The organism is Joostella sp. CR20, from assembly GCF_038433465.1.
Classification (GTDB): domain Bacteria; phylum Bacteroidota; class Bacteroidia; order Flavobacteriales; family Flavobacteriaceae; genus Galbibacter.
Map to the genome: position 1 here is coordinate 24,463 of NZ_JAESVF010000005.1, position 12,127 is coordinate 36,589.

Consider the following 12,127-nt stretch of genomic DNA (forward strand, 5'->3'; position numbering starts at 1 on the left):
TATACATTTAATTAAACTCATTTATAAATGTCGTACCAACAAACACTCGATTGGATGTTTGCGCAATTGCCTATGTATCAAAAACAGGGGCAATCGGCTTTTAAACCAAAACTCACCAATACGTTAGCCTTAGCAAAACATCTAGATTTTCCTGAACGAAATTTTAAATCTATTCATGTTGCTGGAACTAACGGAAAGGGTTCTACGAGTCATATGTTGGCATCGATATTACAGGAAGCTGGCTATAAAGTTGGCTTGTACACTTCACCGCATTTAAAAGATTTTAGAGAGCGCATAAAGATTAACGGATCACCAATTTCCGAAACTTACGTAGTAGATTTTATAGAGGAGAACAAGCCTTTTTTTGAGGCTAATAATCTTTCCTTTTTTGAAATGACAGTTGGAATGGCTTTTCAGTTTTTTTCTGATGAAGAAGTAGATATTGCTGTTGTTGAGGTAGGTTTAGGAGGGCGCTACGATTCTACGAATATAATTACTCCAGAAGTTTCTGTAATTACCAATATAGGTTTTGATCATACCGATATGTTGGGCGACACACTTCCGAAAATAGCTTGGGAAAAGGCAGGGATTATTAAGAAGGAAATACCTGTAGTCGTTAGTGAATTTAATGCTGAAACGTATCCGGTTTTTGAAGAGGTTGCCAAAGAAAATAATACAACAATACTTTTAGCTGCGGATAAAGAATATGATTATCAGAGTGACCTTCTAGGTGATTATCAGCAAAAAAACATGAAAGCAGTTGTTGAAACGATTAAGCTTTTAAACGGATTTACAGTTTCAGAAAACGATATTGTAAACGGATTAAAAAGTGTAGTTAAGAACACTGGACTCATGGGAAGGTGGCAGCAACTCGATGAAAATCCAATGGTAATTTGTGATACTGCACATAATAAAGAAGGACTTTCTATAGTTGTAAACCAAATTGCAAAACAACAGTTTGATAAGTTACACATGGTTTTAGGGTTTGTAAAAGATAAAAAGATTGAAGATATTTTGCCTTTACTACCTAAAAATGCTACATATTATTTTTGTAAACCAGAAATTTCAAGAGGCTTAGATGCAGAAGTTTTATCTGAAAAAGCAAAGGAGTTTTCTTTAGAAGGAGCTGTATTTAGTTCTGTTTCAGAAGCTTTGAGTGCTGCTAGAAAAGCTGCTTCGGAAACCGATTTTATCTATGTTGGCGGAAGTACTTTTGTGGTTGCAGAAATCGTTTAAAAAAAGTTATTTTTTCTTTGCGGAAAACAAAAACTGTTCTATATTTGCAACCGCAATCAAGCAAATGAAGGGCGATTAGCTCAGTTGGTTCAGAGCACCTGCCTTACAAGCAGGGGGTCACTGGTTCGAATCCAGTATCGCCCACCAATTTTAGGCTTCCTTGAGGAAGTCTTTTTTTATAAAAACTTTCATTTCTTGATGCAATTTAAGGGCGATTAGCTCAGTTGGTTCAGAGCACCTGCCTTACAAGCAGGGGGTCACTGGTTCGAATCCAGTATCGCCCACCAAGAAAAGTCATTCAGTTTAAATTGAATGACTTTTTTTTATTCTTATTTTTCACTTCATTTTATGTAATTCGCTATATTTTTCTCCTTATTTTTTCATTTTTATTAAAAAATAGGCTACGTAACTATTTTATATTCTGATCGATAGCTTGCTGTCGGTTATATTTAATATTTTTAGAGTAGTATTAACTTTTAGGTTTCGTTTTTGTGTCAAGACAAAAATGAAAGTGTAAATAGTTTTATGAACTAATAAAGTGAATTTATCTCAAGCTCAGATAATAATAAGAATAATGTATTATGGCGGTAAAAACAAAAGAGCATCAACGAATTGAAGATCAATATTCAGAAAAAGTAGATTGGTTAAAATGGGGGCCGTATTTAAGCGAGCGCCAATGGGGAACTGTTCGCGAAGATTACAGTAAGCACGGTAATGCTTGGGGCTATTTTACACACGATCATGCGCGAAGTAGAGCATACCGTTGGGGTGAAGATGGAATTGCAGGAATTTCCGACCGCTATTGTAATATTTGCTTTGGAGTTACTTTGTGGAACGGAGCCGATGCAATTTTAAAAGAACGCTTGTTTGGTTTAACCGGCCCAGAAGGAAATCATGGGGAGGATGTAAAAGAGCTTTATTATTACCTTGAGAATACTCCGACGCATTCGTATATGAAGCATTTATATAAGTACCCGCAAACTAAATTTCCTTATGATAAAGTGGTAAGTGAAAACCGAAAGCGGGGTTTGAATGATTTGGAATACGAAATTTTGGATACCGATGCCTTTAAAAATGGGAATTATTTTGATGTTGTTACTGAGTATGCTAAAGCAGATAATGAAGATTTGCTGATAAAAATTACCGTTAATAATAAAAGTAAAAACAAAGCACCCTTACATTTGTTGCCAACGCTTTGGATGCGGAATCATTGGAGTTTTGTAGGGATGAATGAAAAACCTACGATTAAAAAAGAAATACAAAACGATCAATCTTTTGTGTCGATATCGCATAGTTATGTAGGCGATTATTATATGTATTTTGATAAACCAGATATGCTTTTTTTTACTGAAAATGAAACCAATGAAGAAGCGGTTTATCTCCGAAAGAATGATCACCCGTTTAAGAAGGATTTATTTCATAAAGCATTAATCGAAGGTGATATTTCTCTGCCAACATCTAAAAGCGAAGGCACTAAATTCGCTCCGGTTTATAAATTGAATTTCAATCCGGGGGAGGAGAAGGTCATTCAACTTCGATTGTCTGCTACAAAACTTGTAAGTCCGTTTGATAGTTCTTTTGATCAATTGTTTGCCTTCCGAAGAAAAGAATGCGACGAGTTTTACAATGAAATTACAAAGGGAAATACCAGTGAGCGAAAGTCGATTCAGCGTCAGGCATATGCGGGGTTGTTATGGACAAAACAATATTATAACTACGAAGTGGAGACTTGGTTGAAAGGCGATTCGGATGTTTCAATACCACCCGTAGAAAGACTTTCGGGGCGAAATAGTAATTGGAAAACACTTCGAAATCACGATATTTTATCAATGCCCGATAAGTGGGAATATCCTTGGTATGCGGCATGGGATTCTGCTTTTCACTGTGTGTCACTCGCTAAAATTGACCCTGATTTTGCCAAAGAGCAACTTATTTTGTTTACCAGAGAATGGTATATGGCGCCAAACGGGCAGATTCCTGCTTACGAATGGTCGTTTAGCGATGTAAATCCGCCAGTGCAAGCTTGGGCTTCAATGAAAGTTTATCAAATAGAAAAAGAGCAAAAAGGGGCTGGCGATGTAAAGTTTTTAAAACGCATGCTTAACAAATTGGCGCTAAACTTTACGTGGTGGGTTAATCAATTGGATAGTAACAACAATAATATTTTTGAAGGCGGATTTTTAGGACTCGATAATATTGGGGTCTTTGATAGAAGTTACGGAGTGCCCGGAAATGGAAAGTTGGAGCAAGTTGATGGTACTTCTTGGATGGCGCTTTACAGTTTGAGCATGCTAGAGATTAGCTTGGAAATAGCTATGCACGACGATGCTTTTGAAGACATGGCGATAAAATATTTCGGTCATTTTGTTTTTATTGCTGAAGCGCTTAATAATTTAAGCATCAATAACGAAGGGACTTGGGATGAAGAAGAAGGTTTTTTCTACGATAGATTGACATTGCCAACTGGCGAATCTACACCTATTAAAGTGCGTTCTATTGCTGGTTTACTTTCTATGACTGCAGTGCTGAATATTAAAAAAGAGGTTTTACAGAAGTTGCCAAAGTTTCAATACAGTGTGAATTGGTTTAAAAAATACCGTAGAAAAACGTTGAAATATCCGGTAATTCAATCGTTTGTAGAGGGGGAAGATTTGTTGCTTTCGTTGGTGCCACAAGATCGGTTACTGATTTTGATGAAGAGTTTTTTAGATGAAAACGAATTTTTAAGTGAATACGGAATTCGTTCTTTATCCAAGGCACATCAAACGTCTTATCACATTAAAATTGATAATATCGATTATTCTATAAATTACGAATCGGGAGAATCTACGGTGCATCTTTTTGGAGGAAACTCGAATTGGAGAGGTCCGATTTGGATGCCTCTAAACTTCCTTTTTATTCAGGCATTAAAAGAATATCAAAGTCATAATTTAGGAAGCCTGACTTTTGAATTCCCTACCGGAAGTGGTAAGAAACAAGAGTTGTCAGAAATTATAAGAAATCTAAGCGAGCGCCTCATAAAAATGTTTGAGATGGATGAAAACGGACAAAGACCTATAAATGCGAATCATCCAGAGGTTTACAAAACGGATGATTATAAAGACTTGATTTTGTTTTACGAATACTTTGACGGCGATAACGGTCGCGGTTTGGGAGCTTCGCATCAAACAGGGTGGACGAGCCTAGTTGCTAATTTAATTGATGAGGTTTCTTAGTATCGATTTTATTTTAAAATATTATTCTAAAGTGAGTTTGATGTAAGAATGATGAATTTGTAATGAAATTGACCTATTTAAAAAGTATTGAAAATCAAGGAAGCTGTGTTGGGTGAAAGATAAAAAGCTGTTTGAGCGTAGCGAGTTCTTTTTATCTGTGGAGGATGTTTCCGTAGATTTTTTTGATGCTTTTTAAATCAGTCTTGACTTTTTTGTTTCGTTTTTGTGTCAAGACAAAAATGAAAGTATTGTTAAATAATTGATATACAAATATTTAAATTCATCGATATTGTGCTGAAGTTATTCCAAAGATTCAAGAATCCTTTCAAGCGCCATTCCTCTTGAGCCCTTTATTAAAATGTTTTTTTGCTGAATATTATTGTTTTCGATGTATGTTTTTAAATCGTTAAAGGTTTTTAGTTTTTGCGATTTTGTGGTTGTTTTGAAGAAATTTTCACCAACTAAAAGTGTCAAGTCGAAGTTTAAATTTTCAGCTAAAGAAGCTATGTTTTGGTGTTCTCGTGTTGCTTCATTTCCAAGTTCAAACATATCACCAAGAATTACAACTTTACCTTCGGTGTTTAACTGACTGAAATTTTCTAAGGCTACTTTCATACTCGAAGGGTTGGCGTTGTAGGCGTCTAAAATAATTTCGTGTTTCTTGGAGGTTATTATTTGTGAGCGGTTATTGGTTGGTTTATAGTTTTCGATTGCATCTTTAATAGCTTCCGTAGGAATATCAAAATAAGTCCCGATAGTTATTGCGATGGCGATATTAGTGAAATTATATGTGCCAATTAGGTTTGATTGAATGTTTGTGTCATTGTAAGAAATAGTGACAAACGGATCAGCGCTTTGAAGCTTAATTTGATAATCTGTGTTTTCTTTTTGGCTAAAACCTACTTTGTGTTTGTATCCGCTTAATTTTTCAGTTTGAATACTGTCATCTGCATTATAAAATATAGTTTTATCTGATTTTATCAGGTGATTGTAGAGTTCGCTTTTTCCTTTTATTACACCTTCAACACCCCCAAAACCTTCGAGATGTGCTTTCCCGAAATTGGTAATATAACCATAGTTTGGATGTGCGATATTGCATAAGCTTTCAATTTCTTTTAAATGATTTGCGCCCATTTCAACAACTCCAATTTCGGTAGTTTTATCCATCGACAAAAGTGTTAGTGGCACTCCGATGTGGTTGTTTAAATTTCCTTGAGTGGCGACAGTTTTAAATTTTTTTGAAAGCACTGCATTGATGAGTTCTTTTGTGGTAGTTTTTCCGTTACTTCCTGTGAGGGAAATTATTGGAATGTTTAAGTATTCTCGGTGGTATTTTGCTAATTGCTGAAGGGTGTCTAAACAATTTTCAACAAGGATAATATTTTCTGAAGTTTGAAACTTTTCTTCATCTACAACTGCAAATGAAGCTCCTTTTTTTAGGGCTTCTTCAGCAAAAGTGTTGCCATTAAAATTGTCTCCTTTAAGCGCAAAAAAGAGTGTGTTTTCTTTGATTTTTCGAGTGTCGGTTACAATACCTTCGGTTGTAAGATATATGTTGTGTAGTGCTTCAATTTTCATAAAATAAATGTATAAAAAAAGCTCTGAAATTTTCAGAGCTTTTTGAGTAAATATTTTTGAAAGAAAATCTAGTTTCTAGGAGTTTTCTTTTCTTTAGCTTTCGATCCAACTCTCGACATAGCACATCTAAACCCAATGTAGTCTGTAGCCATGTACTGAGGCATGTATCTTCTTTGCGCTGGGTCTAACCAATAAGCTCTGTCTTTCCAAGAACCTCCTTTGTAAACTCTAACCTCGTCACTAACAAGTGTAGTTCTTGAGTTGGAGTCGTCAATTTGTTTGATAATGTTTCCTAAAGAATCTCTAATGATTTTGTTTTTAGGAGCATTGTACATTCTTTTAGTATCGTCTTGCTCAGCGTCATCGCTAAACATATCGTAATATCTTGTTGAGCCTTTGTCACCATCTCTGTAGTCTCTGTTGTCGCTTGTATCAAAGTTGGTTCTAAGGTATGTGTCGTCTTCGTCAATTGGAATCATTGCAATTTCTCCTGGAAGATCTCTAGCAACAATACGTCCGTTACTTAAAGTGTCGTATTTAATTCCGTCGCGTCCTACAATTCTAACTTTTCCATCTTCTCCGATAGAAGTTTTCATGTAAACGTTTCCGCGGTAATAGTTAAAGTCGTTTGCTTCGTCATCAACAATTGGTCGATACACATCGGCAACCCACTCGGCAACGTTTCCAGCCATGTCGTATAATCCCCAATCGTTTGGAGGGTACGATTTTACTTCAGCAGTAATATCGGCACTATCGTCAGACCATCCTGCGATACCACCGTAATCTCCTCTACCTTGTTTGAAGTTAGCTAATTGATCACCACGGTTTTTTCTTTTTCCTGAACGGGTGTATTCACCTTCCCAAGGATATTTTTTTCTACCTCTGTAGTTGTTGTATTCTCTAGTTCCTACAATTGCAGTTGCTGCATATTCCCACTCAGTTTCTGTTGGAAGTCTGTAGGCAGGCATAATAACTCCGCTTGAACGTTTTGCGTAGATATTTGTGCCATCGTCGTTTCCGACTTTATCGCCTTGTAAATTCCCGATTTGACCAGAATAAGTGTCTTCCGGAGTGTTTAGATATGTTTCGGTACTAAAAGTTCCTTCAACTTCTCCGTTTACAGCTGCGTATTTACTGTTTTTTGCAAGGTAACCTTCTCTCTCAAGCATAAGTTCGTTAACTCTGTCGGTTCTCCATTCAGAAAACTGTACAGCTTGAACCCAGTTAACACCAACAACAGGATATTCAGCATAAGCTGGATGTCTAAGGTAGTTATTGGTCATAACCTCGTTATACCCAAGTCGGTTTCTCCAAACGAGTGTGTCTGGGAGTGCTCCTTTGTAAATGTTTGCATAGGCAGGATCGTCTGGAGGGTAAACGCTTTTAAGGTAATCAAGGTACTCCATGTACATCTTGTTCGTTACCTCGGTTTCGTCCATGTAGAACGATTGCACGTGTTGTTGTGTAGGTGTGTTGTTCCAATCGTGCATTACGTCGTCTTGAACTTTACCTCTTGTAAAGGTTCCTCCTTCAATAAATACAAGTCCTGGGGCGGTTTCTTGTTCTTTGAAATTAGTATTGTACTGAAAACCACCGTCGTTGGAGTTTATTTCCCAGCCTGTGGCTCTAGAGGTGTTTTTTGAGTTTTTGCTACAACTAGTAAAACTCGCAAACGCCAATAAGCATAATACATATGGATTAAAAAAATACTTCTTCATAGTTAAGATTTGAGTTGTCTTAAATAAGTGTGCAATATAGCAATTAAGTGTTTCAATTCAATTTTTTTCATAAAAATTGTGTCTGTAATGTTGTCAAACTTCTCTGCGCTGTTGTAAAAACGACTAAATGTGGATTTTATTATTTTTAAGTAAATTTTATTCTGTAAGCTTGTGTTCGAAAGTTAATTTTAAGCGATTTATGAGACTTAAAATTTAATTATGTAGAATTTTTTTTATAAAAATTCTATTTTTCACACACGTTTTTTCTTAATAATACGTTAATTGCATAATGTTATGTTTGTGTATAACATTTGTGCTGACACAATAAAAAAGTATATTTGTTTTATTATTCAACCCAAAATTAAATGAAATTAAATCTTTTACTTTTAAGTCTGTTGTTTGTAACTCCCATGCTTAAGGCTCAAGAGCAGTCTAGAGTAATTACAACGGCAGTGCCTTTTTTAACCGTTGCTGCAGATGCGCGTTCTGCTGGGATGGGTGATGTTGGAGCTACAACTTCGCCAGATGTTTTTTCGCAACAATGGAATCCTGCTAAATATGCTTTTACTGAAAAACAATATGGAATTGGGTTGAGTTATACACCATATTTAACCAATCTTGTAAACGATATTGCTTTGTTGAATGCTACTTTTTATAGCAGAATTAACGAGCGTAGTGCTTGGGCAGCTAGTTTGCGGTATTTTGGACTTGGAGATATAGAATTTATTACTGAAAGTGAAGCGCAAATGGGTGCGCCTCCAACCATTGTTCGTCCGAGTGAATTGGCACTTGATGCATCGTATTCATTAAAATTGAGCGAAACTTATTCGATGGCAGTTGCAGGAAGGTTTATCCGTTCAGATTTAAAATATCAAGATGAAACTACCGATGGTACTGCGGCAAGTACCTTTGCAGTTGATGTGGCAGGATATTATCAGTCTAGAGAAATTGCATATGAAGACTTTAATGGTGTTTGGAAAGGAGCATTTAATATTTCGAATATTGGTCCGAAGTTAAAATATGATGAAGACGACAGTCGCCAAAGTAGTTTGCCTACAAATTTAAAACTTGGTGGAGGGTTCGATTTTATTTTTGATCCTGTTAATGTATTGTCGTTGAATTTAGAGTTTAATAAATTATTGGTGCCAACACCAAGTGACTCTAATGGAGATGGCGAAATAAATACACAAGACGATTATTACAATGAGAGCTTTTTTACAGGGATGTTTACTTCTTTTGGAGATGCGCCCGATGGCTTTAGCGAAGAGTTAAAAGAGATTGTTTGGGCTTTTGGAGCCGAGTATGTTTATAACGATGCATTTTCATTGCGTACAGGGTATTTTAATGAAAACGTAGATAAGGGTTCTCGTAAGTTTTTCTCATTGGGAGCAGGGTTTAAATACAAAGCAGCTACAATCGATTTATCTTATTTATTTTCAACATCGAGAGTGCGAAACCCATTAGAAAACACACTTCGATTCTCACTTACATTTAACTTCGGAGACGATTATTACAATTAATCAACATCACTTAATAGTGTTCAAGTTGCATCAAATAATAATGTTGTGCTTAATTATGACCAACCAATGAGATGGAATTAATAGAAAAATCAAATAGACTTCAATTTCACTATTATTTCAGAGACGATAGTCACACTATTGATTCTATAATTAGAAATGAATGTGAAAAAGAAATTCTCTTAATCTATAAAGAAATTGCAAATAGTTTAGGATTAGAACTTAAGTTAGAATCTTTTCCAACAGAAGAAGGAGGTTTTAAAGAAACATGGAAATTTCTTGGAAAAAACTCAGTTCAAATCACACTAATTGTAAGTGTCGCAGCAATTATTATTTCTAGATTCCCAGTAGAAAATAAAGAATTAACAAAATTGCAAATCGAAAATCTACAACTTGACAATGAAATTAAAAGAAAGGAATTAGAAAAACTTAATCTAGAATTTATACAAGATGACGATGAATTAGACCAAAAAAAAGTTATTGATTCGGTCGAGCTTGTTAACAAGAATTATAAAATCTCTTGGAGAAAATCGAATTTATACAAGAAACTAAACAGCTATCAGAAAGTTGATTCTGTAGAGGTTATACGTTACGAAGATGAAAAACCAATTGGAAACCCGAGAAAAATCCCTAAAAGAGAATTTTCTAAATTTATTTTAAAATCGGATGATCTTCCTAAACTCGAAACTGAAAATGCAGTGATAGATGTAATTTCCCCAGCTATCAAAAGAGGAAAATTTAGATGGAAAGGGTTTTATAACAATGAAATTATAACTTTTTTAATGGATGACTTTAATTTTAAATCTCAGGTTCTGAATGGAGATATTCACTTTTCTAATAAATTTTCGATAGAAGTCGAAATGACACAAAATCGAAAAATTAATCAGGACGGAGACATTAGAATAACCAATTCTGTCGTAAACAGAGTTATCGCATCTATTGAAAATGGACAAAGAATTGAATATTAAAAATAACTACGCACAACAATGGCAATAAGTAATTGTTCGTTCTCGCCTACTTCTGAAAATTCGCGAGGATTTTCAGCTTGGTGTGTACTTGTAAGGTTAATCGCTAACCCACGCAACTACGCATAGCCGAGCCTGTAATTCGCTATTGTTTGATAAATATTGTATTTTGGTAGTATATATTCAGTAGTAAAAATTTTTAGTTTTTTAAACTGAAGTAAAACTATCCATTTAAAAATTTTCAATGAAAAAACTCGAAATAAAATCAACCTTAACTGTTTTTGATACTTTAGATGAATTGCCAACTGAAGTAGCATCGTTAATGAAAAAAGCTGTTCAGGCAAGAAAAAATGCATACGCACCTTATTCAAAATTTAGAGTAGGAGCAGCTTTGGAGTTAGAAAACGGAGCTATTGTGGTTGGAAACAATCAAGAAAATGCAGTTTACCCTTCAGGTTTGTGTGCCGAGCGTGTGGCAATTTTTCAAGCAGGAGCCATATATCCTAATATTCCGATTAAGCGAATGGCAATTTCGGCATCTTCAGATACTTTTAATGTAGTAACGCCAATTCCTCCTTGTGGTGCGTGCCGACAGTCGATGTACGAGTACGAAGAAAATTTAAAACAGCCTATAGAGCTATATTTTATGGGCGAAACAGGAAAAGTTGTAAAAGCAGATTCTGTGCAAGAATTACTACCGCTTACCTTCGGAAAAGCAACTTTGAACAATATTTAACAAAAATCTTTTATAAAAGCAGTTTTTCATTTTTACACTTTTATTGAAAACGCTACTTTTGTATTGCATAAAAAAAATCAACCTTAAAGATTGAGGTTGTTCTTTTGTGTGAAAGATTTTTATGCAAATGCGTAAATTTTGGCAAAAAGATAATATAGATGAAAAAAGTTACAAAAGAAGTTTACTTGAAATGGTATGAAGACATGCTATTTTGGAGAAAGTTTGAAGATAAGCTGGCAGCGGTTTACATACAACAAAAGGTAAGAGGTTTTCTTCACCTTTACAATGGGCAGGAAGCTGTGTTGGCAGGTACTTTGCACGCTATCGATCCAAAGAAAGATAAATTAATTACAGCATACCGTAATCACGTTCAGCCAATCGGGATGGGTGTAGACCCACGAAGAGTAATGGCAGAGCTTTACGGAAAAGGAACTGGAACCTCTCAAGGTTTAGGAGGGTCGATGCATATTTTTTCTAAAGAGCACAACTTTTATGGTGGTCATGGTATCGTTGGAGGGCAAATTCCTCTAGGAGCTGGACTTGCATTTGCAGATAAATTTTTCAAAAGAGACGGAGTAACACTTTGTTATATGGGAGATGGTGCTGTGCGTCAAGGTTCGTTACACGAAACTTTCAACCTAGCAATGCTTTGGAATTTACCAGTTGTATTTATTTGTGAAAACAACGGGTACGCGATGGGAACTTCAGTAGCAAGAACATCTAAAGAGCAAGAAATTTGGAAACTCGGACTTGGTTTTGATATGCCATGTGGTCCTGTAGACGGGATGAATCCAGTAAAAGTTGCAGAAGCAGTACACGAAGCTGTAGAAAGAGCCCGTTCTGGTGGAGGTCCAACTTTCTTAGAAATGAAAACATACCGATACAGAGGACACTCAATGTCTGATGCACAACACTATCGTACAAAAGAAGAGGTAGAAGAATACAAAAAAATTGACCCGATTACTCAGGTGAAAGATATTCTTTTAGACAAAAAGTATGCTACGGATAAAGATATCTCAGCAATCGATAAAAGAGTAAAAGACTTAGTGAAAGAATGTGAGAAATTTGCTGAGGAATCTGATTTCCCAGAAAAGAATGTAATGTACGATGTAGTTTACGATCAAGAAGATTATCCATTTTTACCGCATAAACTTTAAAAATA

General features: G+C 35.5%; 8 protein-coding genes and 2 tRNA genes. 8 read left to right on the forward strand and 2 right to left on the reverse strand.

The window, feature by feature from the left end; all coding sequences use genetic code 11:
* Nucleotides 1-27: 27 nt before the first annotated feature.
* The 4 genes from JMA43_RS08295 to JMA43_RS08310 all read left to right on the forward strand — a co-directional run bounded on the left by JMA43_RS08295 (nt 28) and on the right by JMA43_RS08310 (nt 4,451).
* Entirely contained in the window at nt 28-1,236 is a 1,209-nt protein-coding gene (locus tag JMA43_RS08295) for a bifunctional folylpolyglutamate synthase/dihydrofolate synthase (RefSeq protein ID WP_342156033.1), read from the forward strand.
* A 69-nt stretch (nt 1,237-1,305) separates the two neighbouring features.
* Nucleotides 1,306-1,383, forward strand: a tRNA-Val gene (locus JMA43_RS08300).
* Between the two features lie 62 nt (nt 1,384-1,445).
* Nucleotides 1,446-1,523 (forward strand) — tRNA-Val (locus JMA43_RS08305).
* Between the two features lie 294 nt (nt 1,524-1,817).
* On the forward strand, nt 1,818-4,451 hold the full coding sequence (locus JMA43_RS08310; protein WP_342156034.1) for an MGH1-like glycoside hydrolase domain-containing protein: 2,634 nt from the start codon (nt 1,818-1,820) through the stop codon (nt 4,449-4,451).
* Nucleotides 4,452-4,751: 300 nt separating this feature from the next.
* Here the strand turns inward: JMA43_RS08310 and JMA43_RS08315 are convergent, their stop codons facing one another.
* Together JMA43_RS08315 and gldJ are read right to left on the reverse strand one after the other, a co-directional pair.
* A complete protein-coding gene (locus JMA43_RS08315; RefSeq protein WP_342156035.1) occupies nt 4,752-6,029 on the reverse strand; it encodes a UDP-N-acetylmuramoyl-tripeptide--D-alanyl-D-alanine ligase in 1,278 nt (425 codons plus the stop codon).
* Between the two features lie 68 nt (nt 6,030-6,097).
* On the reverse strand, nt 6,098-7,747 hold the full coding sequence (gldJ, locus tag JMA43_RS08320) for a gliding motility lipoprotein GldJ (RefSeq protein WP_342156036.1): 1,650 nt from the start codon (nt 7,745-7,747) through the stop codon (nt 6,098-6,100).
* A gap of 365 nt (nt 7,748-8,112) precedes the next feature.
* Between gldJ and porV the strand changes: the two genes are divergently transcribed.
* The 4 genes from porV to pdhA all read left to right on the forward strand — a co-directional run bounded on the left by porV (nt 8,113) and on the right by pdhA (nt 12,122).
* The gene (porV, locus tag JMA43_RS08325; protein WP_342156037.1) at nt 8,113-9,267 is read left to right on the forward strand and encodes a type IX secretion system outer membrane channel protein PorV; all 1,155 of its coding nucleotides are present in this window, start codon (nt 8,113-8,115) and stop codon (nt 9,265-9,267) included.
* Nucleotides 9,268-9,338: 71 nt separating this feature from the next.
* Nucleotides 9,339-10,232 carry a hypothetical protein gene (locus JMA43_RS08330; RefSeq protein ID WP_342156038.1) on the forward strand — a complete coding sequence of 298 codons (894 nt, stop codon included), beginning with the start codon at nt 9,339-9,341 and terminating at the stop codon, nt 10,230-10,232.
* 241 nt (nt 10,233-10,473) lie between these two features.
* Nucleotides 10,474-10,965 (forward strand): cytidine deaminase, encoded by a 492-nt coding sequence (cdd, locus tag JMA43_RS08335; RefSeq protein WP_342156039.1) that lies wholly within the window; start codon nt 10,474-10,476, stop codon nt 10,963-10,965.
* A 158-nt stretch (nt 10,966-11,123) separates the two neighbouring features.
* Nucleotides 11,124-12,122 carry a pyruvate dehydrogenase (acetyl-transferring) E1 component subunit alpha gene (gene pdhA, locus JMA43_RS08340; protein WP_342156040.1) on the forward strand — a complete coding sequence of 333 codons (999 nt, stop codon included), beginning with the start codon at nt 11,124-11,126 and terminating at the stop codon, nt 12,120-12,122.
* Nucleotides 12,123-12,127 lie beyond the last annotated feature (5 nt).